The sequence below is a fragment of the Muricoccus radiodurans genome (assembly GCF_050154705.1).
GTDB lineage: Bacteria > Pseudomonadota > Alphaproteobacteria > Acetobacterales > Acetobacteraceae > Roseomonas > Roseomonas radiodurans.
Genome location: NZ_CP189561.1, coordinates 1,752,539 through 1,777,948 on the forward strand (window position 1 = coordinate 1,752,539; position 25,410 = coordinate 1,777,948).

General features: G+C 71.6%; 28 protein-coding genes. 21 read left to right on the forward strand and 7 right to left on the reverse strand.

The window, feature by feature from the left end:
* Positions 1 to 29: 29 nt before the first annotated feature.
* Both ACP6CK_RS08710 and ACP6CK_RS08715 read left to right on the forward strand, forming a co-directional pair.
* Positions 30 to 977 carry a Bug family tripartite tricarboxylate transporter substrate binding protein gene (locus tag ACP6CK_RS08710; RefSeq protein WP_426958491.1) on the forward strand — a complete coding sequence of 316 codons (948 nt, stop codon included), beginning with the start codon at positions 30 to 32 and terminating at the stop codon, positions 975 to 977.
* Between the two features lie 23 nt (positions 978 to 1,000).
* A complete protein-coding gene (locus ACP6CK_RS08715) occupies positions 1,001 to 1,759 on the forward strand; it encodes an HpcH/HpaI aldolase family protein (RefSeq protein WP_426958492.1) in 759 nt (252 codons plus the stop codon).
* A gap of 2 nt (positions 1,760 to 1,761) precedes the next feature.
* Here ACP6CK_RS08715 and ACP6CK_RS08720 read toward each other — a convergent pair whose 3' ends face one another.
* Entirely contained in the window at positions 1,762 to 2,388 is a 627-nt protein-coding gene (locus ACP6CK_RS08720; protein ID WP_426958493.1) for a fumarate hydratase C-terminal domain-containing protein, read from the reverse strand.
* Between the two features lie 5 nt (positions 2,389 to 2,393).
* Complete coding sequence (locus ACP6CK_RS08725) at positions 2,394 to 3,263, reverse strand: fumarate hydratase (protein ID WP_426958494.1); 870 nt, start codon at positions 3,261 to 3,263, stop codon at positions 2,394 to 2,396.
* 246 nt (positions 3,264 to 3,509) lie between these two features.
* Between ACP6CK_RS08725 and ACP6CK_RS08730 the strand changes: the two genes are divergently transcribed.
* The 11 genes from ACP6CK_RS08730 to ACP6CK_RS08780 all read left to right on the forward strand — a co-directional run bounded on the left by ACP6CK_RS08730 (position 3,510) and on the right by ACP6CK_RS08780 (position 13,226).
* Complete coding sequence (locus ACP6CK_RS08730; protein WP_426958495.1) at positions 3,510 to 4,520, forward strand: alginate O-acetyltransferase AlgX-related protein; 1,011 nt, start codon at positions 3,510 to 3,512, stop codon at positions 4,518 to 4,520.
* Complete coding sequence (locus ACP6CK_RS08735; RefSeq protein ID WP_426958496.1) at positions 4,517 to 5,215, forward strand: ABC transporter permease; 699 nt, start codon at positions 4,517 to 4,519, stop codon at positions 5,213 to 5,215. Before ACP6CK_RS08730 ends, ACP6CK_RS08735 begins: the two co-directional genes overlap by 4 nt.
* Before the next feature lie 115 nt (positions 5,216 to 5,330).
* Positions 5,331 to 5,999 (forward strand): HAD hydrolase-like protein, encoded by a 669-nt coding sequence (locus tag ACP6CK_RS08740; RefSeq protein WP_426958497.1) that lies wholly within the window; start codon positions 5,331 to 5,333, stop codon positions 5,997 to 5,999.
* A gap of 61 nt (positions 6,000 to 6,060) precedes the next feature.
* A complete protein-coding gene (locus tag ACP6CK_RS08745; protein WP_426958498.1) occupies positions 6,061 to 6,675 on the forward strand; it encodes a nuclear transport factor 2 family protein in 615 nt (204 codons plus the stop codon).
* Positions 6,676 to 6,812: 137 nt separating this feature from the next.
* On the forward strand, positions 6,813 to 7,394 hold the full coding sequence (locus tag ACP6CK_RS08750) for an NADPH-dependent FMN reductase (protein ID WP_426958499.1): 582 nt from the start codon (positions 6,813 to 6,815) through the stop codon (positions 7,392 to 7,394).
* A 116-nt stretch (positions 7,395 to 7,510) separates the two neighbouring features.
* Positions 7,511 to 8,425 (forward strand): ABC transporter permease subunit, encoded by a 915-nt coding sequence (locus tag ACP6CK_RS08755; protein WP_426958500.1) that lies wholly within the window; start codon positions 7,511 to 7,513, stop codon positions 8,423 to 8,425.
* Entirely contained in the window at positions 8,422 to 9,807 is a 1,386-nt protein-coding gene (livM, locus tag ACP6CK_RS08760) for a high-affinity branched-chain amino acid ABC transporter permease LivM (RefSeq protein ID WP_426958501.1), read from the forward strand. The genes ACP6CK_RS08755 and livM overlap by 4 nt, the downstream gene beginning before the upstream one ends.
* Entirely contained in the window at positions 9,804 to 10,634 is an 831-nt protein-coding gene (locus ACP6CK_RS08765; RefSeq protein ID WP_426958502.1) for an ABC transporter ATP-binding protein, read from the forward strand. The genes livM and ACP6CK_RS08765 overlap by 4 nt, the downstream gene beginning before the upstream one ends.
* Entirely contained in the window at positions 10,631 to 11,389 is a 759-nt protein-coding gene (locus tag ACP6CK_RS08770) for an ABC transporter ATP-binding protein (protein WP_426958503.1), read from the forward strand. The genes ACP6CK_RS08765 and ACP6CK_RS08770 overlap by 4 nt, the downstream gene beginning before the upstream one ends.
* Entirely contained in the window at positions 11,386 to 11,991 is a 606-nt protein-coding gene (locus ACP6CK_RS08775) for a hypothetical protein (RefSeq protein ID WP_426958504.1), read from the forward strand. Before ACP6CK_RS08770 ends, ACP6CK_RS08775 begins: the two co-directional genes overlap by 4 nt.
* Before the next feature lie 116 nt (positions 11,992 to 12,107).
* Positions 12,108 to 13,226: a branched-chain amino acid ABC transporter substrate-binding protein gene (locus tag ACP6CK_RS08780; protein ID WP_426958505.1), complete on the forward strand. Its 1,119-nt coding sequence runs from the start codon at positions 12,108 to 12,110 to the stop codon at positions 13,224 to 13,226.
* A gap of 33 nt (positions 13,227 to 13,259) precedes the next feature.
* Here the strand turns inward: ACP6CK_RS08780 and ACP6CK_RS08785 are convergent, their stop codons facing one another.
* On the reverse strand, positions 13,260 to 14,054 hold the full coding sequence (locus ACP6CK_RS08785) for a DUF2066 domain-containing protein (RefSeq protein WP_426958506.1): 795 nt from the start codon (positions 14,052 to 14,054) through the stop codon (positions 13,260 to 13,262).
* Between the two features lie 300 nt (positions 14,055 to 14,354).
* Here ACP6CK_RS08785 and ACP6CK_RS08790 point away from each other — a divergent pair, with 300 nt between their 5' ends.
* Both ACP6CK_RS08790 and ACP6CK_RS08795 read left to right on the forward strand, forming a co-directional pair.
* Positions 14,355 to 15,917 (forward strand): sulfatase-like hydrolase/transferase, encoded by a 1,563-nt coding sequence (locus ACP6CK_RS08790; RefSeq protein WP_426958507.1) that lies wholly within the window; start codon positions 14,355 to 14,357, stop codon positions 15,915 to 15,917.
* Positions 15,918 to 16,019: 102 nt separating this feature from the next.
* Positions 16,020 to 16,934 (forward strand): hypothetical protein, encoded by a 915-nt coding sequence (locus ACP6CK_RS08795; protein ID WP_426958508.1) that lies wholly within the window; start codon positions 16,020 to 16,022, stop codon positions 16,932 to 16,934.
* 96 nt (positions 16,935 to 17,030) lie between these two features.
* Here the strand turns inward: ACP6CK_RS08795 and ACP6CK_RS08800 are convergent, their stop codons facing one another.
* On the reverse strand, positions 17,031 to 17,528 hold the full coding sequence (locus ACP6CK_RS08800) for a flavin reductase (protein ID WP_426959894.1): 498 nt from the start codon (positions 17,526 to 17,528) through the stop codon (positions 17,031 to 17,033).
* Positions 17,529 to 17,623: 95 nt separating this feature from the next.
* On the opposite strand from ACP6CK_RS08800, the gene ACP6CK_RS08805 reads away from it, so the two are divergent.
* Positions 17,624 to 18,826, forward strand: a complete 1,203-nt coding sequence (locus ACP6CK_RS08805; protein ID WP_426958509.1) for a hypothetical protein — start codon at positions 17,624 to 17,626, stop codon at positions 18,824 to 18,826.
* On the opposite strand, the gene ACP6CK_RS08810 is transcribed toward ACP6CK_RS08805, so the two are convergent.
* Together ACP6CK_RS08810 and ACP6CK_RS08815 are read right to left on the reverse strand one after the other, a co-directional pair.
* On the reverse strand, positions 18,810 to 19,607 hold the full coding sequence (locus ACP6CK_RS08810; protein ID WP_426958510.1) for a GNAT family N-acetyltransferase: 798 nt from the start codon (positions 19,605 to 19,607) through the stop codon (positions 18,810 to 18,812). The two genes, ACP6CK_RS08805 and ACP6CK_RS08810, sit on opposite strands and share 17 nt — an antisense overlap.
* 19 nt (positions 19,608 to 19,626) lie before the next feature.
* On the reverse strand, positions 19,627 to 19,995 hold the full coding sequence (locus ACP6CK_RS08815) for a hypothetical protein (protein ID WP_426958511.1): 369 nt from the start codon (positions 19,993 to 19,995) through the stop codon (positions 19,627 to 19,629).
* A 139-nt stretch (positions 19,996 to 20,134) separates the two neighbouring features.
* On the opposite strand from ACP6CK_RS08815, the gene ACP6CK_RS08820 reads away from it, so the two are divergent.
* Together ACP6CK_RS08820 and ACP6CK_RS08825 are read left to right on the forward strand one after the other, a co-directional pair.
* Positions 20,135 to 20,962 carry a CoA transferase subunit A gene (locus ACP6CK_RS08820; RefSeq protein ID WP_426958512.1) on the forward strand — a complete coding sequence of 276 codons (828 nt, stop codon included), beginning with the start codon at positions 20,135 to 20,137 and terminating at the stop codon, positions 20,960 to 20,962.
* Positions 20,959 to 21,711 carry a CoA-transferase gene (locus ACP6CK_RS08825; protein WP_426958513.1) on the forward strand — a complete coding sequence of 251 codons (753 nt, stop codon included), beginning with the start codon at positions 20,959 to 20,961 and terminating at the stop codon, positions 21,709 to 21,711. The genes ACP6CK_RS08820 and ACP6CK_RS08825 overlap by 4 nt, the downstream gene beginning before the upstream one ends.
* A gap of 67 nt (positions 21,712 to 21,778) precedes the next feature.
* Here ACP6CK_RS08825 and ACP6CK_RS08830 read toward each other — a convergent pair whose 3' ends face one another.
* Complete coding sequence (locus ACP6CK_RS08830) at positions 21,779 to 22,354, reverse strand: NUDIX domain-containing protein (protein ID WP_426958514.1); 576 nt, start codon at positions 22,352 to 22,354, stop codon at positions 21,779 to 21,781.
* A gap of 119 nt (positions 22,355 to 22,473) precedes the next feature.
* Here ACP6CK_RS08830 and ACP6CK_RS08835 point away from each other — a divergent pair, with 119 nt between their 5' ends.
* The 3 genes from ACP6CK_RS08835 to ACP6CK_RS08845 all read left to right on the forward strand — a co-directional run bounded on the left by ACP6CK_RS08835 (position 22,474) and on the right by ACP6CK_RS08845 (position 25,365).
* Positions 22,474 to 23,700 (forward strand): CaiB/BaiF CoA transferase family protein, encoded by a 1,227-nt coding sequence (locus ACP6CK_RS08835; protein ID WP_426958515.1) that lies wholly within the window; start codon positions 22,474 to 22,476, stop codon positions 23,698 to 23,700.
* Between the two features lie 63 nt (positions 23,701 to 23,763).
* The gene (locus tag ACP6CK_RS08840) at positions 23,764 to 24,648 is read left to right on the forward strand and encodes a DMT family transporter (protein ID WP_426958516.1); all 885 of its coding nucleotides are present in this window, start codon (positions 23,764 to 23,766) and stop codon (positions 24,646 to 24,648) included.
* A gap of 42 nt (positions 24,649 to 24,690) precedes the next feature.
* Positions 24,691 to 25,365 (forward strand): NnrU family protein, encoded by a 675-nt coding sequence (locus tag ACP6CK_RS08845; protein WP_426958517.1) that lies wholly within the window; start codon positions 24,691 to 24,693, stop codon positions 25,363 to 25,365.
* Positions 25,366 to 25,410 lie beyond the last annotated feature (45 nt).

A 25,410-nucleotide genomic window follows, 5' to 3' on the forward strand; every position in this document is an offset into this window, starting at 1 on the left:
GCGGCGGGTTCTGCTGGGGAGAGCTGTCCATGTTCCGTCGCCGCCTGCTGGGGGCTGCCCCGGCGCTCGCGCTGCTGTCGGCGCCCGGGCTGCGGGCGCAGCCGGCCTGGCCCAGCCAGCCCGTCCGGCTGGTGGTGGCCTTCGCGCCCGGCGGCGTGGCGGACATCATGGCCCGCGTCTTCGCCCCGAAGCTGTCCGAGGCACTCGGACAGCCGGTGGTGGTGGAGAACAAGCCCGGCGCGAACAGCGTCGTCGGCGCGGATTTCGTGAAGAACGCGCCGGCGGACGGGCACACGCTCTATCTTGCTTCCGACCAGATGGCGAATATGCCGTTCGTCGTGCCGAACCTGCCCTTCCGGCCGGTGGATGACTTCACCTACATCACGCAGTGCGCCTTCTTCTATCACGTGATCCTCGTCGGCCCGCGGTCGCCGCACCGGACGATCAACGACCTCATCGCGGCGATCCGGGCGCGGCCGGAGATGATCAACGTCGGCAGCGTCGGCATCGCGCGGACCGTGAAGTTCGCCGTGCAGGCCGAGGCACCGGTGAACATCGTCAATTACCGTGTCACGGGTGATCTTCTGGCCGCCGTGTCCAATGGCGGGCTGGATGTCGGGATCGAGGTGATCGCGCCGTCGCTCCCCCTGATCGAGTCCGGCGCCGTGCGGGCGCTGGCCACCAGCGGCGACCGCCGCGCGACGCAGCTTCCCGCCATCACCACCTGTCAGGAGGCAGGCGTACCCTACCTCATGCGGAGCTGGAACGGCATCATCGGCCCGGCCCGCCTGCCCGCGCCCGTCGTGGAGCGGGTGGCCCGCGAGATGCGCCGGATCATGGCGATGGCCGACGTGCGGGAACGGCTGGCACCGCTGGGCGTCGAGATCACCCCGTCCTCACCGGACGAGTTCACCGCCTTCGCCCGCGCGGAGACGGCCACCTGGGCGGGCATGGCCGACCGGCTCGTTCCCCGCTGACCACCCCCACGATCGGAGCCGACATGGCCACGGAAAGCTTCAAGACCCGCCTGCACCGGGGCGACCGCCTGCTGGGATTCTTCATCGGCACCCCCTCCCCCGCCACGGTCGAGATGGCGGGATATTGCGGCTACGACTTCGTCATTATCGACACCGAGCACGGCCCGGCCGACATCGAGACGATCGAGAACATGCTGCGCGCCGCCGCCATGCACGGCATGGCCGGACTGGTGCGGACGCCCGATGGATCGGTGGCAAGCATCCAGCGCGTGCTGGACGCCGGGGCGGACGGCATCCTGGTGCCGCACGTCGCGAGCGCGGCGATCGCGAGGGAGGTGGTGGAGCGCGCCCTCTTCGCGCCCCAGGGCAAGCGGGGCGTCGCCCTGTCCCGCTCCTCCGCCTATGGCTCGGGGGACAACAAGCAGTACTACGCCACGCGCAACCAGCACACGGTCGTCATCGTGATGGTGGAGGACGCGGAGGCGATTCCGGTCGTGGACGAGATCGTGTCCGTGCCGGGCATCGACGCCGTGTTCATCGGGCCGGGCGACCTCTCGGCCTCGCTCGGCCACGCGGCGGATGCGACGCAGCCGGTGGTGAACGACGCGATCGCGAAGATCGTCGCCGCGGCGAAGCAGCACGGCGTCGCGCGCGCCACGGTGGGCCGCACGGCCGACGACGTGCGCCGGCTGGAGGCGGAGGGCACGGGAATGGTGTGCTTCAACACCACGGCCATGCTCGTCGGCGCCATGCAGGCGCTGCAGAAGTCGCTGAAGGGGTAGCGCTACCCCTCGGCGGCGCGCGCCCGCTCCTCGGCCAGTTGGGCCATGATCGCCGGGCGGCGTTCCGTCGCCTGGCGTTGCAGGCTGTCGTAGAGATTGCCGCCCTTGGCGTCGATCCCGACGATCAGCGGCCCTAGTTCCTCCACCCGCAGGCGGAGCAGGCGGTACTGGACGAGGAGGTCCGTCCACTCCATCGCCACCAGTTCCTTCACCGCGGAGGAGAAGAAGGAGGCGCTGCCGCCGAGGAAGGAGAGGTAGGCGCAGCCCACCTCCTGCATGGCCCGCGCGCTCTCCAGGTCCAGCCCGCCCTTCCCGCCGGTCAGGCGCAGACCGAAGGTGCGGATGAACCTCGGCATCAGGTGGTTGAAGCGGGTGGAGGTGGTGGGGTTGATGTAGAGCACCTCCGGCTTCTCCCCGCGCTCCTCCACATAGGAGGAGACGTGCAGCAGCGCCGCCCCGCGCAGGTCCACCGGCAGGGGTTCGCTGCGCGTGTGGAAGTCCCAGATGCGGTCATAGGTGGGCAGGCCGATGGAGGTGATGATCTCCCCGGTCAGGAAGACCTCGTCGCCGGCGGTCAGGGCGCGGATCGCCGCTTCGCCGGCCGGAAGGGTGAGGTGGTGGACGGCCATCGGCGCTACTCCAGCCGCTCGATCTCGCCCGAATTGTGCAGGCGAGCGCGGGAGCGGCGGTTGATCCAGCAGTTGAAGGAGACGGCGACCGGGGTGAAGCCGTGGCCGGAGGCGTAGTCGATGTGGACGGCCAGCGCCGTGGTGTCGCCGCCCGTGCCCATGGGGCCGTAGCCCAGCGCGTTCACTGCCTTCGTCAGGCGCTCCTCCATGGCCGCCAGGATCGGCTCCGGATTCGTCTGGCCCATCGGCCGCAGCGTCGCCATCTTCGACATCTTCGCGCAGACGTCGAAGGAGCCGCCGATCCCGACCCCGATGATGACGGGCGGGCAGTGCTGCGACCCCGCCTTCATCACCACGTCCATGATGTAGCTCTCGATCTGCTCCAGATTCGGGTAGGAGAAGATTTCCAGCGCCGCCCAGCGTCCCGTTCCCAGGGCCTTCGGGGAGCAGGTCATCTCCATGTAGTCCACGCCGTCCTTCACCGACCAGGTGATCAGCGGCATGTCCTTCCCCTTGTAGCCGCGCTCCAGGGTCAGGGGGTTCGTCACGTGCTTCAGGATCGGCGGGTGGATCGTCTCGACGAGGTGGTCAAAGCCGTCGGAGATAGCGCGCTTGATGTCGCCCTCCATCCGCACCGCCGTGCCGATCTCCACGAAGTAGACGGGCACGCCGGCATCCGAGCAGACGAGCCGGTCCGTGCTCTCGGCGGCACGGGCGGATTGCAGCATGATGCGCAGGGTGCGGCGCGCGGCTTCGTTCGACTCGTTCTCCAGCGCGCGGGCCAGGGCGTCCTTCGTGTCATCCGGAACCTTCTTCAGCGCCCAGCCATAGAGCTGCGACGCCGCGTCCCGCACCATCTCGTAGGTGACGGCCAAGGCCGTTTCTCCCGCATTTTGGCGGGAGTATGAGCGGCATTCCGCTGTATGGGCCAGAGCGGGCAGATAGCAGCGCCCGCGTGCGTCAGGAGCATCTTTCTGCTGGGCACGGCGGGCCGCGGGATGACCGGACGTTCTGCGAGGGCGAATGTCTATTTTTGAGACATCAGCGCCAGAAACGTGCCTTGTTCCCCCGTTCGTTCTCTTTTAACAGAGCCGTATCGTCCCTGCCGACGAAGGCCGCCGATGACAACTCCCCCCGTCCACCAGCAGCGCATCCTGAACCGCCGCAGCCTGCTGACCGCCTCCGCTGCCGTCGGTCTCGGCGCTCTGTCCCGCCCTGCCCTCGCGAACACCGTGAACGGGATCGTCCTCGGCAAGGACGGCTGGCTCTTCGCCCAGTGGGACGCGCAGGGGATGGTCAGCCTCGACCGCGTCCGGCGGATGGTGGCGCTGATCGTCGAGACCGCCGGCATCCTTCGCCGCAGCGGGGTTGAGATGGCCGTTTCCATCCCGCCCTCGCGCGCGCGCACCTACCGCGATTTCCTGCCGGACGGCATGCGCATCGCCGCGCCAGCGGATCAGCGCCTGTCCTTGGCGCTGCGCGACCTGCGGGCGGCGGGGCTTGTAGCGCCGGACCTCTACGCGCTCTTCACCCGGTTCCGCGCCGCTTCCCCGAACGACCCGCTGTTCTTCCGGGCCGACACCCACTGGACCCCGCAGGCCGCCGAGGCGGCGGCGGTGGAGGTGGCCCGTGCCATCCAGGAGCGGCACAGCTTCCCTCCGCCCAGCCGGCCCGCCTCCGCGCTGCCCGAGCCCACCCGGATGCAGCACGTAAACGACCTCGCCTCGATGCTGCCCGCGGCCGATCGGGCCCGCTATCCCACCCAGCCGTTCAACGTGCGCCAGGCGAACGCCCTCTTCGGCGGCGCCGCGCTGCTGGACGAGGAAGCGAGCGACATCACGGTGGTCGGCAGCAGCTTCATGCACCCGCGCTACGGCTTCAGCGCTATGCTATCGCACGAGCTCGCTCGGCCGGTCGGGCTGACCTGGGCGGTCCACCAGAACGGCCCCTACCGCACCCTCCTCGAGCATCTAAACGGCGAGGGCTTCAAGCGCCACCGGCCGAAGCTCGTCGTCTGGAACATTCTCGAGCTGGACCTCGAATCCATGCCCGACAGGGCCGACATCTGGCGCAACAACGCCATGTCCGCCCCGAACTTCCTCGCCGAGGTGCGGCGCACGGTCGAGGCGTGAGAGCTGGCCTTGGCCGGGCGCTCCGGCGCGCGGTCCTCTTTCTGGTCCCGGCCCTGCCGGCCGGGGCGCAGGCGCCCCAGCTCTACGGGCCGCAGCCGCCGGCGGGCTCTGCCTTCATCCGCTTCGTGAACGCCACGCCGTCCGATCTCTCGGTCCAGCCGGATTTCGCGGCGGCTCAGAGCCTCGGCACAGCGCCGGACGCGCGGGTCAGCGCCTATCTGGTGGTGGAGCGGGTGGCGAACCGCAGCCTCGCGGTGGTCGCGCGGTCAGGAGACCGCAGCGGGCGTACGACCCTCCATGCCACCGCCGGCCAATTCGTGACCGTGATGGTGCAGGCCGCACCGGATGGACGTCTCGTGGCGCAGTCGGTGCCCGATCCCGGCAGCTTCAATCAGGCCCGCGCGCACCTCGCCTTCTACAACGCGATGCAGGGCTGCCCGGCCGCCCTGCGCGTCGCGCCGGACGGCCCCGCGATCTTCGATGACGTGGCGCCCGGCACCGCCCGCACTCGGACGGTGAACCCGGCCCTGGCCCGGCTTGGTGCGGCCTGCGGCGAGGCCCATGCACCTCCCTTCGCGCTGGAGGGGCTGGAAGCGGGCGGCCGGTACAGCATCTGGCTCCTGCCGGGTCGCGACCTGCCGATCGCGTTCCTGACGCGCGACGCGGTGCCCGGGGGCTGGCAACCCGGCCGCTGAACCGCGCGAGGCCATCGGGGACGACAGGCCGCGGACATCCGTTCGCCGCCCCCCGGGCTTGCGCCGGTCCGCCCTTTGCCGCCACTCCCTGTCGCCCCTCGCAGGACCTCCCGCCTTGGCCGATCCCCGCCCCGCCGTGCTGCTCGACCTCGACGGCACGCTGATCGACTCGCGTCCCGGCATCGAGCTGTCGCTGCGCGCCGCGCTCGCGGAGATGGGGCACGCGCCGGAGCCGGATCTCGACCTTACCTGGGCCATTGGTCCGCCCATCGCGGATGTCATGGCCCGGCTGCTCACCGGGTTCGGCGATGACCGGCTGGAGGAGGGCGCCGCCACCTATCGCCGCCATTACGGGGCGGCCGGCATGTTCCACGCCGACCCCTATCCCGGCATCCCGGCTGCCCTGGACGCGTTGCGCGCGGATGGCGCGGCGCTCTACCTCGCCACCTCCAAGCGGACGGTCTTCGCGATGCCGATCCTGGAACGGCTGGGTCTGGCCGACCGCTTCACGGCCATCCACGGCTCCGAGCCAGGCGGCGCGGTGGACCACAAGCCCGAGCTGATCGCCCATATCCTGTCGCTCCACGGCCTGCAGGCGGCGGGCACGGTGATGGCCGGCGACCGGCGATACGACATCTCCGGCGCCCACGCGAACGGGGTGCGGGCCGTCGGCGTCCTCTGGGGCTATGGCGACCGGGCGGAGCTGGAGGAGGCCGGGGCGGACGGGCTGGCCGCGGCACCGCAGGACCTGCCGGCGGCGGTGCGGGCGCAGCGCGCGGGCTGACGCGCGTCGCGCCCGTCCCAGGAGCCGTCTATCCTGCCCTCGACATCAGGGCGGGGACGCGATGGCCGGGGATGATCTGCTGCGCCGGCTCCAGATCATGGAGCTGGTGCAGAACTGGGCGGTGTGGCGGGACGCCGGACACTGGGACCGCTTTGCCACCTGCTGGGCACCGGAAGGGCGGATGATGGCCACCTGGTGCCAGGCCCCCGCCGCCGAGTTCATCCGCGCCAGCCAGGAGGGCTGGGCGAAGGGCGTCTCCATCCTCCACTTCCTCGGCGGGTGCAGCGTGGACCTGGCCGGGACACGTGCGGTGGCACAGACGAAGATGACCATCTCCCAGCGCGCGCCGGTGCACGGCGTGGTCGTGGACGTGGTCTGCACCGGCCGCTTCCACGACTTCATCGAGGAACGGGCGGATGGCTGGAAGATCGTGCTGCGCCAGCCGATCTACGAGAAGGACCGGATGGACCCGGTGGACCCGGCCGCGCGGCTGGAGCTGGACCCGGACCTGCTGGCCCGCTTCCCCGAGGGCTACCGGCACCTCGCCTATCTCCAGACCGGCATCGGCTACGACGTGAAGACCGACATGCCCGGGCTGAAGGGAGAGAAGGTGGAAGCCCTCTACGCCGCGGGCCACGCCTGGCTGCGCGGCGAGCCGCTGACCTGGGAGGAATAGCCGCCGGCGCTCCCGTTCCACCGGCGCCCGGGCCGTCCCGCCTCAGCGCCGAAAAATCCGATTCAGGCGCCCGGCCGGTTCCGGCCTTCCGCGATCGGGTCTAAGGCGGGCGCAAACCCGCCCGGAGCCCGCGCCGCATGAGTGACCAGCCCTTCCGCATCCTCGCCATTTCCGGAAGCCTTCGGAGGGGGTCCCACAACACGGCCGCGCTGCGGGCCGCGGCGGAGCTGGCGCCCGAAGGGGTCACGGTCGAGCTCTACGGGGGGCTGCGCGACATCCCGCCCTATGATGACGACCTGCGGACGGGTTCGGGCTACCCGGCCCCCGTCCAGGCGCTGCGCGAGGCCGTGGCCGCCGCGGACGCGCTGCTGATCGCCAGCCCGGAATACAACTACTCCGTCTCGGGCGTGCTCAAGAACGCGATCGACTGGGTGTCGCGCCCCCCGGCCCAGGCTTTCGACGGCAAGCCCGTCGCAGTGCTCGGCGCGGCCACCGGCCTGCTCGGCACGGCCCGGATGCAGTATGACCTCCGGCGCATCCTGGCCGGGCTGAATGCCTTCGTGCTGAACAAGCCCGAGGTGATGATCATGCAGTCGGCGAACCGCTTCGACGCGGACGGGCGTCTGACCGACGAGGCTACCCGCACCCTGCTGGCTGCCCAGGTCGCGGCCCTGCGGGACTGGGCGCTGCGGCTGCGGCGGGGCGCGGCGGCCGGCTGATCCCTGGCACCTGACAGGGGGCGCTTGGCGCGTGCGCCCCGGCGGGGCTAGCCTGCCGGCCGGGACGCTTCACCAACGGCTTCACGAAAACGGCTTCGGGAACGGGGACACCGCGCTTGGCCTATGCCCTGCAGCAGCTGATCAACGGCGTGGCCCTCGGGATGATCTACGGCCTGATCGCCGTGGGCTACACGATGGTCTACGGCATCATCGGCATGATCAACTTCGCCCATGGCGACATCTTCATGATCGGCGCCTTCATCTCTCTCATCACCATCGTGCTGCTCGCCTCGGGCGGAATGATGGAGGGGGCGGGGGCGATCCTGCTGGTGCTGCTGGTGTCCATGGCGGTGACCGGCCTCTACGGCTGGTCGGTGGAGCGGATCGCCTACCGGCCGCTGCGCGGCTCCTTCCGCCTGGCGCCGCTGATCTCCGCCATCGGCATGTCCATCGTCCTGCAGAACTACGTGCAGGTGGCCCAGGGCGCCCGCGGCAAGCCGATCGAGCCCCTGGTCCGCGGCAACATCGAGCTGTGGCACGGGGATGGCTTCGCGGTGAACGTCTCCACCATGCAGATCGTCATCGTGGTGGTGACGCTGGCGGTGCTCGCGATCTTCACCTGGCTCGTCACGCGAACGCCGCTCGGCCGCGCCATGCGGGCCTGCGAACAGGATCGGAAGATGGCCGGCCTGCTGGGCATCGACACGGACCGGACGATCAGCGTGACCTTCGTCATCGGCGCGGCGCTCGCGGCGGTGGCGGGCACGATGTACCTGCTGCGCTACGGCGTGATCGACTTCTACATCGGCTTCCTGGCGGGGGTGAAGGCCTTCACGGCCGCCGTGCTCGGGGGAATCGGCTCCCTGCCCGGCGCGGTGCTCGGCGGCCTGCTGATCGGACTGATCGAGACCTTCTGGAGCGCCTATTTCTCCGTCCAGTACAAGGATGTCGCGACCTTCTCGATCCTGATCCTCACGCTGATCTTCCTCCCCACCGGCCTGCTCGGCCGGGCGGAGGTGGAGAAGGTATGAGCGCCACAGCCCCGCGGGCCGGCGGCGCCCCGCACACCGAGGACGGCGTTCCCGCGCCGGGCCAGTTCGGCGGCATCCCGCGCGGGCCAGAGGCGGCCGCGCCCTCGCTCGTGGTCCATGCCCTGCGGGATGCGATCCTGGCCGCCGCCGTTGCGGCGCTGCTCTTCATCCCGCTGGTCGGGCTCCGGACGGACGTGGCGCCGAATGGCGGGCTGCTGCTCCGCACGCGCTGGGCGGATGTGGCGATCCTCGTCGGCATCACCTTCCTCGGGCGGCTGGGGGTCAGCCTTTGGCGCGCGGTGCGGCCGGCCAGGGCACCATCGGCACGCCGCACCGCGGCGCTCGCCCGCATCGGGCTGTTCGTCGCGCCGGTGCTGCTCGCGCTGGCGGTGCTGCTGCCCTTCCTGCCCGGCGTCGGGCGCTACCACCTCGACCTCGGAATCCTCGTCCTCACCTACGTGATGCTCGGCTGGGGGCTGAACATCGTCGTCGGCCTCGCGGGGCTGCTGGACCTGGGCTACGTCGCCTTCTACGGGATCGGCGCCTATGCCTACGCCCTTCTGTCCCAGCATTTCGGGCTATCCTTCTGGATCTGCCTGCCGCTGGCCGGGATCATGGCAGCCTTCTGGGGGGTGCTGCTCGGCTTCCCCGTGCTGCGGCTCCGCGGCGACTACCTCGCCATCGTGACCCTCGGCTTCGGGGAGATCATCCGCCTCGTCCTCATCAACTGGACGTCTCTCACGGGCGGGCCGAACGGCATCTCCGGCATCGCGCGGCCAAGCTTCTTCGGCTACCCCTTCACCGCCGGCGGCGGCCCGGGCTCCTTCGCGGACCTCTTCGGGCTGGAACCCTCCCCCAGCCACCGTGTCATCTTCCTCTACTACCTCATCCTCGTGCTCGCCCTGCTGACGAACTGGGTCACGCTGCGCCTGCGCCGCCAGCCCCTCGGCCGCGCCTGGGAAGCCTTGCGGGAGGATGAGATCGCCTGCCGCGCCCTCGGTATCAACGTCACCAACACGAAGCTGACAGCCTTCGCCATCGGCGCCATGTTCGGCGGCTTCGCCGGCGCCTTCTTCGCCACGCGCCAGGCCTTCATCTCCCCGGAGAGCTTCACCTTCATCGAGAGCGCGATCATCCTCGCCATCGTCGTGCTCGGCGGCCTCGGCAGCCAGCTCGGCGTGGCGCTCGCGGCCCTGGTGATGATCGGCGGGTTCGAGGCGTTCCGCGACTTCGCGGAGTGGCGGATGCTCATCTTCGGCGCAGCCATGGTGCTCATCATGGTCTGGAAGCCGCGCGGCCTCGTCTCCTCCCGCACGCCCTCGGTCGCGCTCGGGAAGCGCCGCGCCATCGCGGCGGAGCATGTCGGCCAGGGGGCGGGATGAGCGCCCCCGTCCTGGAGGTCCGCGACCTCCTCATGCGCTTCGGCGGGCTGACCGCCGTGGACCATGTCTCCTTCGATGCCGGTGCGCGGGAGATCACCGCGGTGATCGGCCCGAACGGCGCGGGCAAGACCACGGTCTTCAACCTCATCACCGGCTTCTACCGGCCGAGCGGCGGCGCCATCCGGCTGAACGCGCCGGATGGGGCGCGGGAGCTGCACCGCACCCCCGGCCACCGCATCGCCCGCGCGGGGGTGGCGCGGACCTTCCAGAACATCCGCCTCTTCTCCGGCATGACGGTGCTGGAGAACCTGCTCGTCGCGCAGCACAACCGGCTGCAGGCCGCGACCTTCTTCGGCCTCGGTGCCGTGTTCGGGATCTCCCGCTATCCCGCGGCGGAGCGGGAAGCGATCGGCAAGGCGAAGGAGTGGCTGAACCGTACCGGGTTGCTGGAGCGGGCGGACGATCCGGCCGGCGCCCTGCCCTATGGCGCGCAGCGCAGGTTGGAGATCGCGCGGGCCATGTGCACGGACCCGCTCCTGCTCTGCCTGGACGAGCCCGCGGCGGGCCTGAACCCTCGTGAATCGGACGAGCTGGCCGCGCTGATCCGCGAGATCCGCGACGGGGGCTGCTCCATCCTGCTGATCGAGCACGACATGGGCGTGGTGATGCGCATCTCCGACCGCGTGGTGGTGCTGGACCACGGCAAGAAGATCGCCGACGGCCCGCCCGCCGAGGTGCGCCGCGACCCGAAGGTCATCGCCGCCTATCTCGGCGAGGGCGACGAGGACGAGGCCCCCTCCCCCGTGGCGTCGGAGGATGCGGCGTGAGCGAGGCAAGGCCCGCCCTGTCCCCCGATCCCGCCCGCACAGCGCCCCTGCTCGCGCTGCGAGACGTCACCGCCGCCTATGGCGCGGTCGAGGCGCTGAAGGGCGTCTCCGTCCACGTGAACCCCGGGGAGATCGTGACGCTGATCGGCGCCAACGGCGCCGGCAAGTCCACCCTGCTGATGACGATCTTCGGCAGCCCCCGCGCCCGGTCGGGCCGGATCATCTATGACGGGCAGGACATCACGGGCCTGCCGATGCACCGCATCGCCCGCGCCGGCATCGCACAGTCGCCCGAGGGCCGCCGCGTCTTCCCGCGCATGACCGTGCGGGAGAACCTGCTGATGGGCGCCCAGGCCCTCGGCGTGGAGCCTGGGCCGGGACTGGAACGCGCCTTCAGCCTGTTCCCCCGCCTGAAGGAACGGGAGTCGCAGCGCGGTGGCACGCTCTCGGGCGGGGAGCAGCAGATGCTCGCGATTGCGCGCGCCCTCATGTCGAACCCGCGCCTCCTGCTGCTGGATGAGCCGTCGCTCGGCCTCGCACCCCTGGTGGTGCGCCAAATCTTCTCGGCCATCCGGGACCTGAACGAGCGCACCGGCCTGACCGTGCTGCTGGTGGAGCAGAACGCGAACCAGGCGCTGCGCCTGGCCCATCGCGCCTACGTCCTCGTCACCGGGCGCATCTCCCTGGAGGGAACGGGCGCCGAGCTCCTGGCACGGCCGGAGGTGCGGGACGCCTATCTCGGGGGCGGGCATTGAGCGACATCCCGCCCTCCGGAAAGGGCGGGACGTTCCACGACGTTTATTTCACCACGAGCGCGAAGCGCTGGTATCTCACGAACGACAATCACGGCATCACGCTCGACGACGAGCGCCTGAGCTGGACCCATCAGGGAACCCCCGACGGCGCGCGGCTGGCGAACGTGGCGGCGGTTCGGCTTCAGTCCGGCGGCGAGGCGCGGAACCCCGTCCACATGTGCGCCATCACCTTCGCGGACGGCTTCGTGCTCACCGCGACCGACGCCGACGACCGGGGTTTCCGCAGCGACGAGAAAGCCGCGCCCTACCGCGACTTCGTGCAGGACCTGCATCGTCGGCTGATCGCGGGGGGTCGCGACATGATCCCGTTCTCCGCGGGCCTGCCGCCAACAAACCACACGGTCGTCACGGCCGCTGCCTTCCTGCTCGGGCTCCTGTTCTTCGTGCTGCCCATCGTGCTGCTGATGATCACCGGGCGGCCAGAGATCCTCTTCACGCTTCTCGCGGGCCTCACCTTTCTCTGGCCACTCCTGAAGCTTGCCCACCGGAACGCGCCGCGCGCCTACGACCCTCGAGACCTGCCGTCGGACCTCCTGCCCTAGCGCGCCCGGCGCCGCACCGGGCCGCCGGGACGTGCGGCCGGGCCCGCCCGGCAGACGGGGCTTTCCGCGCGCCACCGGAATGCTACGCTTCCCAACCCCCAACCGGAGAGCCCGTGATGACCCTCCAGCGCCGCACCCTTCTCGGTGCCACCCTCGCCGCCCCCGTCATCCTCCGGGCCGGCGGGGCCTTCGCCCAGGCCCGCACCGTCCGGGTGGCGGTGGCCGGGCCGATCACCGGCTCCAATGCCACCTTCGGCGCCCAGATGCGCATCGGCGCGGAGCAGGCCACAGCCGACCTGAACGCCGCCGGCGGCGTGCTGGGCCAGCAGATCGCGCTGGAGGTCGGCGACGATGCCTGCGACCCGCGCCAGGCCGTCTCGGTCGCGAACCAGCTCGCCGGGCGGCAGGTGCGGGCCGTGTTCGGCCACTTCTGCTCCTCCTCCTCCATCCCCGCGAGCAAGGTCTACACGGAGGAGGGCGTGCTCCAGGTCTCGCCCGCCTCCACCAACCCTCGCTACACGGATGAGGGCGCGTGGAACACCTTCCGCACCTGCGGCCGCGACGACCAGCAGGGCGCGGTGGCCGGCGCCTATATCGCGCGGGAATTCCGCGGCAAGCGCGTCGCGCTGCTCCATGACAACTCCGCCTACGGCAAGGGCCTGGCGGACGAGACGAAGAAGGCGCTGAACGCCGCCGGCGTGCAGGAGACGATCTACGCCGCCTACACCCCCGGGGAGCGCGACTACAACGCCGTCGTCGCCCGGCTGAAGGCCGCGAACATCGAGGTCATCTACCTCGGCGGCTATCACACGGAGGCCGCGCTCATCGTCCGCCAGGCGAAGGAGCAGGGGATGAACGTCACCCTGATCGGCGGCGACGCGCTGGTGACGAACGAGTTCTGGCAGATCAGCGGCGCCGCGGGAGAGGGCACGCTGATGACCTTCTCCTCCGACCCCCGCAAGCGCCCGACGGCGGCCGAGGTCGTCGCCCGCTTCCGTGCCCGGAACGTCGATCCGGAGGGGTACGTCCTCTACACGTACGCCGCCATGCAGATCTGGGCGGCCGCCGCTTCCCGCGCGAACTCGGTCGAGCCGCGCCAGGTGGCGCAGTCCATGAAGGCGAACGGCCCCTGGCAGACCGTGCTCGGCCCCATCACCTTCGACCAGAAGGGCGACGTGACGGTGCCGGACTACGTCTTCTACGTCTGGCGCAACGGCTCCTACGCCGAGATGTGACGGGATGGCGGGGCGCTCCGGCGCCCCGCCGCCCTATCGCGCGCCGGCCACCCCGCCCGGCCGCAGCCGCAACGCCGCCCCGCCCACGAAGGCGCGGAATGCCTCGTCGAGGCTGGCACCCGAGACGCCCCATTCATCGCCGCGCAGTCGAAAGGTGGCGCGCCAGCCGAATTCTGCCTCCACCCAGGTCACGCTGCCATCTACCCGGTCCGCGCCGCGCGGCACCGTCACCGCGCCCATCAGCGGCAGCGCGATGGCCATGGCGTAGCGCACCCCCGCATCCGTCAGCGCCGCCCGCGGCCGGTCGAGCAGGGGGTCGTCCCCGGTCAGCATCGTCTCCCGCCCGTCCCGGAAGCGCAGCGTCAGCATCGGCCCGATCCGCCCACGCCCGGACACCCAGGGCCGCTCTCCCAGCGCCGCCAGCGCGCCGCGCAGCCCCCCGGGGTCGAAGCGCACCGTCAGCAGGTAGGGACGGTCGCGCGTGCCCTGCTCGTCGTGCACGGGCTTGTCGATCAGCACGTCCTGGTAGGACAGGTCGAGCACGAGCGGCGCGGGGTCCATCGCGTCCACCCGCGCATCGCTCTCCAGCCCCGGGTTCCCGGACAGCTTCGCCAGCACGAGGCCCAGGGCGCGCCGCAGCGCCGGACCTCGGTCCGACCGGCCCGGCGCATCGGTGCGGACCGTCGCCGTGGTCAGCGCGTCCGGCAGGTCCACGTCCTCCGCGGCGCGGGCGCACGGCACCAGCGCGGCGAAGGGCGCCGCGAGCACCGCGCGCCGCCCGATCCGCGTCCTCGCCCGGCCGCCCGGCCCGCCATGCGACAGGATCACCGCCCGGTCCTTCCGTTCCGCTCCACGCCGAAGCTGGCGCTCTGCGGACGCCCGCACAACCCGTGCTTGAACTCCGGTTGCACCGCACCCATCTCCGGCCCGTCAACAACCGAAAGGAGGTGATCCGGTGTCTCATCGCTTCAACCAGGGCGTCGCGCCCGTGGCCCGGATCACCGCTCAGGTCTGACCTGAGCGGGTCACCAGGGTTCTCGCGGGCCGCACGCCGGCAACGCGATGGGAAGGCTCCGGGGTTCGCCCCGGGGCCTTCTGCGTTTGATGGCCCCTGCCTAAGCTCAGGGCATGGGAGCCTCGGCGAGAAACGTCCTCTTCATCATGGCGGACCAGCTCCGCTGGGATCACCTGTCCTGCGCGGGCCATCCGCACCTCCGCACGCCGAACCTCGACGCACTGGCGGCGCGCGGCACCCGCTTCACCGAGGCCTATGTGCAGTCCGGCATCTGCGGCCCGTCGCGCATGTCCTATTACACCGGCCGCTACGTCTCCTCTCATGGCGCCACGCACAACCGCGTGCCGCTCTCGGTCGGGGAGGTGACGCTCGGCTGGCACCTGCGTGAGGCGGGACGGACGCTCGCGCTGGCGGGCAAGACGCACATGCTCCCGGATGCCCGCGGCATGCGCCGCTTGGCGCTGGATGGCCAGCACGACCTGAAGGCGCTGCTGGACGAGGGCTGGTTCACCCTCGTGGACCGCCATGACGGTCATCACGCGGAGCCCGACAGTGCCTATGCCGACTACCTCCGCGCGCAAGGCTATGACAGCGCCGATCCCTGGACGGACTACGTCATCTCCGTCACCGACGATCAGGGCGAGGTCCGCTCCGGCTGGAAGATGCGCAACGCCCGCTTTCCCGCCCGGGTGCGGGAGGAGCATTCGGAGACCGCCTACACCACCGACCACGCCATCCGCTTCATGGAGCAGCAGGGCGACCGGCCCTGGGTGCTGCACCTTTCCTACGTGAAGCCGCACTGGCCCTACATCGCGCCCGCGCCGTACCACGCGATGTACGGCCCCGGCCAATGCCTTCCCGTCCAGCGCGCCGAAGAGGAACGCGGCCCCGACGCTCACCCCATCCTCCGCGCCTTCCAGGACGAGGAGGTCGCGCAATCCTTCCAGAAGGATGAGGCGGTCGCCACGATCCGCCCGGCCTACCAGGGCCTGATCGCCCAGCTTGACGACCATCTCGGCCGCGTCTGGTCTGCGATGGAGCGGCTGGGCCGCTGGGATGACACGCTCGTCATCATGTGCTCCGACCACGGCGACTATCTCGGCGATCACTGGCTCGGCGAGAAGGAGCTGTTCCACGACGTCGTGCAGCGCGTGCCGATGATCCTCTACGATCCCGCGCCGGAAGCCCGCCGCGGCGCGGTCGAGGATCGCTTCGTGGAGGCGGTGGACATCGTGCCCACGATCCTCGACGCCCTCGGCCTGCCCGCGGCGCCGCACGTCGTGGAGGGACGTTCCCTCCTGCCCCTCCTGCGCGGCGAGAGGACCCCCTGGCGCGACGCCGTCTTCTCGGAGCTCGACTGGACCTTCCGCGGCGCACGACGCCGCCTCGGCCTGCCGACCGGCCATCACCACGCCTGGATGGTGCGGACGGACCGCTGGAAATACGTCCACTGGACCAGCGGCATTCCGCCCATGCTGCACGACCTGCACGCGGATCCGCAGGAGTTCAGCGACCTTGGCCGCCATCCCGCGCACGAGGACATCCGCGCCGAGATGCGCGAACGTCTCCTCGCCTGGTTCACGGGGCTGAAACGCCGCACAACCCTGACCTGGGACGAGGCCGAGTTCCGCACCGACCGCCACAAGGCGGCGGGCGTCTTCTACGGCGAGTGGTAACATTGCCACGCATTCATTCGTTCTAACTCCGTATCGTCAAACCGCACGGACATCGTGACGTTGCAGCGGCGGGCCTCACGGCCATGAAGGAACTCGCCAGCCATGTCACAAAGCCAGAGCACCAGCGCCAACACGCTCGCCGTCGCCGTGCCGGAAGGCGCGCCCACCCTGCGCCATCGCGTCTCCTGGGGTGCGATCCTCGCGGGCGCCCTCGTCGCCATCGCGGTCGGCACCACGCTGAACATCCTCGGCGCCGCCATCGGTTTCTCCACCGTGGACGCGGTCGCGCGGGACACGCCCTCCGCCAGCAGCCTCGGCATCGGCGGCGCGATCTGGTTCCTCGTCTCCAACCTGATCGGCCTCGCCGTCGGCGGCTACGTCGCGGCGCGGCTCTCCGGCACGGCAGACGGGAAGGACGCGACGCTGCACGGCCTGGCCGTGTGGGCGGCGGCCTACCTTGTCACCGCCGTGCTGCTGCACGGCGCGGCCTCGGGCCTGGCCAGTGCCGCCGGGACCCTCGTGCAGGGCGCGGGCTCGGCGATCGGTGGCGCGGCGCAGGGCGCCGGGCAGGCGGTCTCCTCCGCCCTGCCGCAGGTGGACCCGGATGAGATGGTGCAGCGCGCCCGCATGGCCCTGTCCGGCCCGACCGACCCCGCGCGCATGACGACGGAGCAGCGCAGCGCCGAACTGACCTCGCTCCTGACCAAGCGGGCGGTGGACGGCAACTTCAACGACAATGACCGCCGGCGCGCGAACCAGCTCGTCGCCGCCGAGGCGGGCATTCCCGAGCAGGAGGCCGACCAGCGGATCCGCGCCTACGAGGCCGACGCCCAGCGCGTGGCCCAGGAAGCCGAGCGCCGCGCACGGGAGGCCGCCGACGCAGCCGCCAAGGCCGCCTCTGCCGCAGCCTTCTGGGTCTTCGCGGGCCTGCTGCTCGGCGCGATCGCCACGATCATCGGTGCGCGGATCGGCACGCGGGACGCCTACGCAATGGTGCAGCGGCAGCGGATCGCCTGATCTCAGCGGGGGCTCCGCCCCCGCACCCCCGCCGGGGGGCCAACGGGCCCCCCGGACCCCGCGGAAGTGCTGCCGCGGAACGCCGAGCTCGGCGCGTTAGTCCGGCAACCCGACGGGATGATATTCCCGGGAGAACCAGATCAGGGCGCTCCGCGGCTCGCCCAGTCGAATGGCGGACACGCGGGCGAAGAGAACACTGTGCGTCCCCTTCTCCAGTACCTCCTCCACGACGCAATCCATCGCGGCGACCGCCCCGGACAAGGCGGGCGCGCCCGTTGCCAGCGTGTGCCAGTCCGCCGTGGCGAAGCGATCGGCGAGATCCGCACCCGTCCTCCCGGCGAAGAGGTTCGAGAGCGCCTCCTGGTCGGCCGCGAGCACGTTGACGCAGAGCACCCCGTTCGCCTTCACGATCGGGTTCTGCCGGCTCCCGCGGTTCATGCAGACAAGCAGCGTCGGCGGGCTGTCCGTCACGCTGCACACGGCGCTGGCGGTGAAGCCGGACCGCCCGGCGGGACCGTCCGTCGTCACCACCGTCACGGCCGCCCCCAGCCGCGCCATCGCGTCGCGGAACTCCTGCTGGCTGGGCGAGGGCATCATCAATCTCCTGTCCCCTGCATGTAGCGGCGCGCGGGGGCCCTGTTAACCGCAGGCGCCTTGCCGCTCCGTCGCATCATCCCTAGCCCTGGTGCATGACCGTCCTGCCGCGCCGTGCCCTTCTCGCCACCCCGATCCTCGCCGGCCCGGCCCTTGCCCAGCCCGCCACCGACTGGCCCGCCTTCGGCCGGACGATGCTGGCGCCGATCGCCGCCGCCGTGGCGAGGGCCGGCGCCGGCCCGGTGCTGGTGAAGTCCTTCGTCACAGACGGATCGGAAGCCTTCGACCGCACCCACGCCGAGGTCGCCTACACCTACGATAACGCCGTCGCCGGCCTCGCCCTGCTGGCGGGAGGCGAGCGGGCGGCCGCCCTCCGGATCGCGGAGGCGCTGCGCCTCTGCCAGGAGCAGGACCGGCACTGGACCGACGGGCGGCTGCGGAATGCCTACCCCGCCGGCCCGGTCTTCCCGGAGGCGCCCCGCAGCGCCCGCCCCCCCGGCTGGTGGGACGCCGCTGCGGGCCGCTGGCTGGAGGATGGCTACCAGGCCGGCTCCGCCGCCGGGCCGGTCGCCTTCTGCATCCTTCTCTGGACCGCCCTCGATACCCTTCCGCTGCGCGCCGCGGCGGAAGCCGCGGCGGATTGGCTGGAAACCCTGCGGGGACCGGCCGGCTTCCGCGGCGGCACGATCGGCCACGAGCCCTCCCCCGCCGCTCTGCCCTGGGTCTCGACCGAGCAGAACCTGGACCTCGCTATCGCCTTCGCCCGGCTCGGCCGCGAGGCCGCGTCAGCCCACGCCGCCGCCGCCGTCCGCGCCGCCTGGCTGCCCGACGAGCGACGCCTCGCGGCCGGGCTGCTGCCGGAAGGCGGGGTGAACGGCACCAGCGCGCTGGATGCGAATCTCTGGCCTCTCCTCGCCTGGCCGGGCACAGGGCTGGAACCGGCCCTCGAATGGGTCCTTTCCCGCCACGGCCTGCCGGCCGGCGCGCGCGCCACCGAACTGGAGGGGTTGGACTTCAACGACGACCGCGACGGCGTGTGGCTGGAGGGCACGGCCCAGGCCATCCTGCTGCTCCGGCGGACGGGACAGGAAGCGCTCGCCGCCCGCTTCGCCAGCACCCTGGCCCGACACCGGCGCCGGGACGGATGGGTTTCCGCTTCCAGCATTCCCTGGCTGACCACCGGGCTCGCCACCGGCGTGACCCCCGGCGTGGCGGATTTCCGCTACCCCGCGCGCGGGCACCTCGCGGCCAATGCATGGGGCTCCCTCGCCGGCTTCGGCGTCAGCCCTTTCGGCTGAGCCATTCCCCCCGCCGCACCTCGTAGAGGAGCTGCGTCCGGAGCCGATGCCCCTCCGGGACGCGGGGATGCTCGAAATCGCCGACCCGCCGCATCCCCAAGCGCTCCATCAGCGTCCAGGAGGCAGTGTTCTCCGGCGCGGTGAAGGCGACCACCCGCTCCAGCCCCAGGAGCCCGAAGCCGTGGTCGAGTGCGAGCCGGGCCGCCTCCCCGGCGTAGCCCCGGCGTTGCAGGTCGTTGCGGATGCGCCAGCCGATCTCGACGGCCGGGGTGAACCAGCTCTCGAAGGAGATCGGCAGCAGGCCCACAACCCCCGCCGCCTCCGCGACCCCAGGCACCTCCACCACCCAGAAGCCCCAGCCGCGCTCCTCGATCCCGCGGCGCATCCGCAGGCACCAGGCCTCGTTCTCCGCGCCGGTCAGGGGGGCGACGAAGTGGCGCATGGCGACGGGATCGCCGTTGATCCCCTCCCCGATCGCCCGCACGTCCGCGCTCCGCCAGGGACGAAGCCGGACCCGTGGGCCATCGATCCGGACGGGACCGGGAACCTTCGCCCCGACGCGCGCGATCAGCGCGGCCAGCCGGGCTTCCGCCTCCGGCGGCATCGGTCTCCCGTCGGCCCCGGCAAGGCGACGCAGGAGGTCCGCAGCATCGAGGCCGATGAGGTCCGTCTCCTCCTCGACCCCGACCGCCGCCAGGGACTCCGCCGCGCCGGGCCAGAGCGCGCCGAACCGCGCCTCCCCCATCCCGGCGCCGGCGATCCGCCCCGCCGGATCCGTCATGCCTTCGGGGGCGTCCGGATCAGCCCTTGCGGCCCGGCATGATGCCGCCCCCGCCCATGCCAGGGCTCTGCCGGAAGGCGGCCCGGGCCGAAGACATGGTCGCGTCGCCGCTGTTGTTGTTCCCGGCGGTGTAGAGGAAGAACACGGCCAGGTTCCGGTCGCCGATGCAGCGGATGGCGAGCAGGTCATCGCCCCGCCAGCCGAACACCGTCTGCCGGTCGTTCGAGACGGTCACCTGGAACCCGACCGTGGCCACGGCCCGGCTGCCATTCTCGACGCAGGCATCCTGATTCGCGGTGGTCTCCCAGGCCGTGGTGCCACCGGCCGCCATCGCCCCGCCCGCCGCCAGGCAGCCCGCCAGGACCGCCGCCCCCATGAACCCGCGCATTGCCCTTCCTCCGTCGTGTTGGAGATGACACGCTATCCATGCGCGCCGTCCGGGCAAGGCCACTTCTGAGGGAGACGGCCCGGAATTCCGTCCGCGGCCCTCACGGTCTATTCTGCCACCGCTGCCGCGGGAGGATGCCATGTCACCCACAACCCTGGAGGCGATGGCCGCATCGGTGCCGGACGGGGCGCTGCTGGCCCTGCCGCCCGACAACTCGCTTCCCTCCGTGGCGCTGGCGAAGGCGCTGGTGCGCCGGGGCGCGCGAGGGCTGCGGCTGTTGGGCGTGCCGGTCTCCGGTTTCGCCACCGACCTCCTGATCGGCGCGGGCTGCGTGGCGGAGGTGGAGACGAGCGCCGTTTCCCTCGGGGAGGCCGGCTTCGCCCCGCGCTTCTCCGCCGCCGTGAAGGCCGGGACAATCACGGTGCGGGACGCCACCTGCCCCGCCATCCACACGATGCTGCAGGCCGCGGAGAAGGGCGTTCCCTTCATGCCGCTGCGCGGCGTGATCGGCAGCGACATCCTGGCGAACCGCCGGGATTGGCGCGTGGTGCAGAACCCGTTCTCGGACGCGCCGGACCGCATCCTGCTGGTGCCCGCGTTGCACCCGGATGTCGCGGCCATCCACGCCGTCATGGCCGACGCCCACGGCAATGTCTGGGTCGGCCGCCGGCGCGAATGCGCGACGCTCGCCCACGCCTCCCGCCGCCTGCTCGTGACCGTGGAGCGGGTCGTCCCCGGCAATCTGCTGGAGGATGAGCGCCTGGCGCCCGGCACCATCTCCGCCACCTATGTCGACTCCTTCGCCGTCGCGGAGCGCGGCGCGCAGCCCGTGGCGCTGCTCGACGAGTACGGCTTCGACGCGTCCTATGTCTCCGCCTATGCCCGCGCCGCGAAGACGGAGGAGGGCTTCCGCGCCTGGCTCGACGCGAACGTCTTCAACGCGCCGGCGCGGATCGCGGCGGAATGAGCGGCGTCCAGCCCGAGGAACGGCTCGCCGCGGTCCTCGCCCGGCTGATCCTGGACCCGGCCGCCCCGCCCGCGCGCCACATCGCGGTCGGCGCCGCCTCCCCCATTCCGGCGGCCGCCTGCTGGCTCGTCGCGAAGTCCGGCCATCCCGTCCGCCTGTCCCTGCTGCACAAGCGCTCCGGCAACCCCTTCACCGAGGGGTCGCGCGAGCTCTTCGACCTGACGGGACAGGGGCGGATCGACCTCTTCTTCCTCGGCGGCGGGCAGATCGACGGGGAGGCGAACATCAACCTCATCGGCACGGGGGAATGGCCGGGGGCGGGGGTGCGCTTCCCCGGCTCCTTCGGCTCCGCTTTCATGTACTTCATGACCCCGCGCACGATCCTGTTCCGGGAGGAGCACTCCCCCCGCGTTCTCGTGCCGCGCGTGGACATCGTCTCCGCCCCCGGCGTCTCCCCGCCCGACGTGTTCCGGCGCGGCACGGCCCAGGCGCTGGTGACGGGACGCTGCGTCTTCCGCTTCCACCCGGACCGCGCCCGCTTCTCGCTGGAGAGCGTGCATCCCGGCGAGAGCGTCGCGACCATCCGCGAGGCGACCGGCTTCGACTTCGACGCCACCGAGGAGGTGCCGGTCACCCCCGACCCGACGACGGAGGAACTCGACCTTCTGCGCGGCCCGGTCTGCGACGAGATGCTCGAGACCTATCCCGAGTTCTGCGCCCGCGTCTTCGGGCGGCGCATGGCGGCCTGAGCCGCGCGGGCGCCGGCCGTCGCCCGAACGGGCGGGGCGGCCTGCCCGCGGGCGCGGCGCGCTCCCCTCAGACCAGCCCCTTCAGCCGGAGCAGCGCGAAGGCCGCGAGGCTCATCGCATCCACGATGCCCCCGTCCCGCAGCATCGCCTCCACCTCCGCCAGGGTGAAGTCGCGCGCCACGAGGTCCTGCTCCGTGCTCTCCCGCGCCGCCTCGCCGCGGGTGAGCTCGGTGGCCAGGAAGACGTGGCCGCGCTGGTTGCAGTAGCCGGCGCCCTGGAACATCTCGCCGGCATAGGTCATGCGGCCGGCGATCAGGCCGGTTTCCTCGCGCAGCTCGCCCGCCGCGAGCTCCGCGGGATCGGTGCCGGGGCGGGATTCCCACATCCCCATGACGAACTCCCACATCCGGCGCCTCACGGGGTAGCGGAACTGCTCGACCAGCGTGATCCGGCCGTCCTGGAAGGGCACGACCACCACGAAGTCCGAGCGTTCCACGACGCCGTACAGGCCTTCGGAGCCATCCGCGCGCCGGATGATGTCCTCCCGCACGCGGGTCCAGGGATTCTCATAGGCGATGCGCGTGGAGAGGGTCTCGATGCTCACGAGGTGCCTTTCTGAGGTGTAGGACGTCGGCAACGCCATCTAGGCCGGGCACGGCGCCGGAAGGAACCCGCCGAACCCGAAGCCGGTTCGCAGCCGGGACGGGACGGCTTGCCCGCCGGGGCCGCGCGAGGGCAGAAGGCAGGGACGGAGGAAGACCCATGACCGACGCTCTCCCGCAGGCCGCTGGCCAGACCGTCACCGCCGGCGCCCTGGCGGGGCTGAAGGTGATCGACCTGACCCGCGTCCTCGGCGGCCCCTACTGCACGATGATCCTGTCCGACCACGGGGCGGAGGTGATCAAGATCGAGCCGCCCCAGGGCGACGAGGTCCGCGCCTGGGGCCCGCCCTTCCTGGACGGCACCGCTAGCTACTTCCTCGGCGTGAACCGCAACAAGAAGTCCATCGCCCTCGACCTCTCGAAGAAGGAGGGCCGCGACGTCCTGCTGCGCCTGCTCGACGGCGCCGACGTGCTGATCGAGAACTACAAGCCCGGCAGCATGGAGAAGTGGGGCATCGGCTACGACGTCCTCTCGCAGCGCTTCCCCGGACTCGTCCACTGTCGCGTCTCCGGCTTCGGCGCGGAGGGGCCGCTGGGCGGCCTGCCCGGCTACGACGCGATCGTGCAGGCGATGGTCGGCCTCATGTCCATCAACGGGGAGCCGGGATCGGGCCCGCTGCGCATGGGCACGCCGGTCGTGGACCTCGCGACCGGGCTCTACTCCTGCATCGGAATCCTGATGGCCCTGCAGGAGCGCACGCGCAGCGGCCGCGGCCAGTACCTGGACATGACGCTGCACGACTGCGGCATGGCGCTGCTGCACCCGCAGGCCGCGAACCACTTCCTGAACGGCAAGCGCCCCGCCGCGACGGGCAACCCGCACCCGAACATCTCCCCTTATTCGAAGTTCCGCACGAAGACCTGCGAGATCTTCGTCGCATGCGGCAATGAGCCGGCCTGGCGGAAGTTCTGCGAGTTCCTCGGGCTGGAGGGGATCGCGAAGGATCCCCGCTTCTCCAGCAACGGCGACCGCGTGGTCAACCGCGCCGACCTCGACACGATCCTGGAGGCGCGGCTCGCGACCGAGGACGGGCACGCCCTCTGTGACCGGATGCTGAAGGCGGGCCTTCCCGCCGGCCCGGTTCTCTACGTGGATGAGGCGGTCGCGGCGCCCCACACGGCCGCCCGCAACATGGTCGCGGAGATCGGCGAGTTCCGCGCCCTCAACACGCCCATCAAGATGTCCCGCACCCCCGGCGGTGCACGCGCCGCCCCGCCGCGCTTCAACCAGCACGGCGCGGAGGTCCTCTCGAATGCCGGCTACTCGGCGTCGGAGGTGGAGCAGCTCCGCGCGCTCGGCGTGCTGGTGGAACAGCCGCGCGGCTGACCGCAACGGGCGGAGGGCGAGACCGCACCCTCCGCTGCCAGGCTCCGCCCGATGCAAGCGCGCATGACGCCCGGGACCTGGGGCCTTCTCCTCCTGCTCTCCGTCCTCTGGGGCGGGAGCTTCCTCTTCGTGGCGGTGGCGCTGACCGCCTTGCCGCCCCTGACCGTCGTGCTGGCGCGGGTGGCGCTGGCGATGCCGGCGCTCTGGCTCGTCGCCTGGGCGGCCGGTCCGCTCGCGCCGGCGACGCGACCGGTGGTGGTGGCCTGGGTCGGCATGGCGCTGCTGAACAACGTCATTCCCTTCGCCCTCATCGCGGTCGCGCAGACGATGATCCCGAGCGGCCTCGCCGCCATCGTGAACGCGGCCACGCCGATCTTCGCCGTGCTCGTTGCCCATGCCCTGACGCCGGACGAGAAGATCACGCCGCTGAAGGCGACCGGCGTGCTGGCGGGCTTCGCGGGCGTCGCCGTCCTGGCGGGGCCGGGCGCGCTGTCCGCCGGGGTGGAAGGACTCGGCATCCTCGCCGGCCTCGGCGCCTGCCTTTCCTATGCCCTGTCCGGGGTCTGGGGGCGCCGCTTCCGACAGCTCGGCGTCCCGCCCCTCTCGGCCGCGGCCGGGCAGACGACCGCCTCGACCCTCCTGCTGCTTCCCCTGGTGCTCGCTATCGACCAGCCCTGGTCCCTGCCCTTTCCGCCGGCACCCGTTCTCGGCGCCCTGCTGGCGATCGGCCTCCTCAGCACGGCCCTCGCCTACACGCTGTTCTTCCGCATCCTGGAGGAGGCTGGCGCGACGAACGTGCTACTCGTGACCCTGCTGATGCCGGTCACGGCGGTGATCCTCGGCGCCACCGTGCTGGGGGAGGCGCTGCTGCCCCGGCATCTCGCGGGGATGGCCGCGATCGCGCTGGCCATGGCGCTGATCGACGGACGCCTCTTTCGCCGTCGCTGACAAGCCAGTTGCGGCCGGTCCGGACGGAGGTCACCCTCGGCCATGCTCCTGCTGATCCTCGCCGCGCTTCTCTGGGTCGGGCTCCATGTCGGCATCGCCGGCACGGCCGCCCGCGCCGCCCTCGTGGCCCGGCTCGGAGAGGGCGGTTTCCGCGGTGCCTTCTCCCTCGCCTCCGCGGTGGCCATCACCTTGCTCGTCCTCGCCTGGCGCGCGGCGTCGACCACCCCACTCTGGGTACCGCCCCGCGCGCTGGGCTGGCCTCTGTTGGCGCTGATGCTCGCCGCCTTCATCCTCTTCGCCGGCAGCCTGATGACGCGCAACGCCACCTCGGTGGGGCAGGACCGGGCGCTCTCGGCGGAACCGCGCGGGATGATCCGCATCACCCGCCATCCGATGCTCTGGTCCTTCGCGATCTGGGCCGCGGTCCACGTCGTCGGCAACGGCGACAGCGCCGCGGCGGTCTTCTTCGGCGCCTTCCTCGTGACCGCGCTGGTCGGCATGCCCTCTCTGGACGCGAAGGTGGCGGCGCGGGACCCGGCGGCCTGGGCGGGCTTCGCGGCACGCACCTCGGTCACCCCCTTCGCGGCGGTCGCAGCGGGCCGGAACCGGCTCGTGGCGCGGGAGCTGATCGCGCCCGCCGCCGTGGGGTTGCTGGCCTGGGCCGCGATGCTCCACCTCCACCCCGTGATCTTCGGGGTCTCCCCCCTGCCCCGTTGAGTCGCCCCTTGCATCCGCCGGTCGTGCTTGCGATGCCTCCGCCGG

What these genes read in the sequence shown, in the direction of transcription:
- ACP6CK_RS08710 (WP_426958491.1), top strand. Translation starts at nt 30, where the DNA reads ATGTTCCGTCGCCGCCTGCTGGGGGCTGCCCCGGCGCTCGCGCTGCTG.
- ACP6CK_RS08715 (WP_426958492.1), top strand. Translation starts at nt 1,001, where the DNA reads ATGGCCACGGAAAGCTTCAAGACCCGCCTGCACCGGGGCGACCGCCTG.
- ACP6CK_RS08720 (WP_426958493.1), bottom strand. Translation starts at nt 2,388, where the DNA reads ATGGCCGTCCACCACCTCACCCTTCCGGCCGGCGAAGCGGCGATCCGC.
- ACP6CK_RS08730 (WP_426958495.1), top strand. Translation starts at nt 3,510, where the DNA reads ATGACAACTCCCCCCGTCCACCAGCAGCGCATCCTGAACCGCCGCAGC.
- ACP6CK_RS08745 (WP_426958498.1), top strand. Translation starts at nt 6,061, where the DNA reads ATGGCCGGGGATGATCTGCTGCGCCGGCTCCAGATCATGGAGCTGGTG.
- ACP6CK_RS08750 (WP_426958499.1), top strand. Translation starts at nt 6,813, where the DNA reads ATGAGTGACCAGCCCTTCCGCATCCTCGCCATTTCCGGAAGCCTTCGG.
- livM (WP_426958501.1), top strand. Translation starts at nt 8,422, where the DNA reads ATGAGCGCCACAGCCCCGCGGGCCGGCGGCGCCCCGCACACCGAGGAC.
- ACP6CK_RS08765 (WP_426958502.1), top strand. Translation starts at nt 9,804, where the DNA reads ATGAGCGCCCCCGTCCTGGAGGTCCGCGACCTCCTCATGCGCTTCGGC.
- ACP6CK_RS08780 (WP_426958505.1), top strand. Translation starts at nt 12,108, where the DNA reads ATGACCCTCCAGCGCCGCACCCTTCTCGGTGCCACCCTCGCCGCCCCC.
- ACP6CK_RS08790 (WP_426958507.1), top strand. Translation starts at nt 14,355, where the DNA reads ATGGGAGCCTCGGCGAGAAACGTCCTCTTCATCATGGCGGACCAGCTC.
- ACP6CK_RS08795 (WP_426958508.1), top strand. Translation starts at nt 16,020, where the DNA reads ATGTCACAAAGCCAGAGCACCAGCGCCAACACGCTCGCCGTCGCCGTG.
- ACP6CK_RS08800 (WP_426959894.1), bottom strand. Translation starts at nt 17,528, where the DNA reads ATGCCCTCGCCCAGCCAGCAGGAGTTCCGCGACGCGATGGCGCGGCTG.
- ACP6CK_RS08805 (WP_426958509.1), top strand. Translation starts at nt 17,624, where the DNA reads ATGACCGTCCTGCCGCGCCGTGCCCTTCTCGCCACCCCGATCCTCGCC.
- ACP6CK_RS08810 (WP_426958510.1), bottom strand. Translation starts at nt 19,607, where the DNA reads ATGACGGATCCGGCGGGGCGGATCGCCGGCGCCGGGATGGGGGAGGCG.
- ACP6CK_RS08815 (WP_426958511.1), bottom strand. Translation starts at nt 19,995, where the DNA reads ATGCGCGGGTTCATGGGGGCGGCGGTCCTGGCGGGCTGCCTGGCGGCG.
- ACP6CK_RS08820 (WP_426958512.1), top strand. Translation starts at nt 20,135, where the DNA reads ATGTCACCCACAACCCTGGAGGCGATGGCCGCATCGGTGCCGGACGGG.
- ACP6CK_RS08825 (WP_426958513.1), top strand. Translation starts at nt 20,959, where the DNA reads ATGAGCGGCGTCCAGCCCGAGGAACGGCTCGCCGCGGTCCTCGCCCGG.
- ACP6CK_RS08830 (WP_426958514.1), bottom strand. Translation starts at nt 22,354, where the DNA reads ATGGCGTTGCCGACGTCCTACACCTCAGAAAGGCACCTCGTGAGCATC.
- ACP6CK_RS08835 (WP_426958515.1), top strand. Translation starts at nt 22,474, where the DNA reads ATGACCGACGCTCTCCCGCAGGCCGCTGGCCAGACCGTCACCGCCGGC.
- ACP6CK_RS08840 (WP_426958516.1), top strand. Translation starts at nt 23,764, where the DNA reads ATGACGCCCGGGACCTGGGGCCTTCTCCTCCTGCTCTCCGTCCTCTGG.
- ACP6CK_RS08845 (WP_426958517.1), top strand. Translation starts at nt 24,691, where the DNA reads ATGCTCCTGCTGATCCTCGCCGCGCTTCTCTGGGTCGGGCTCCATGTC.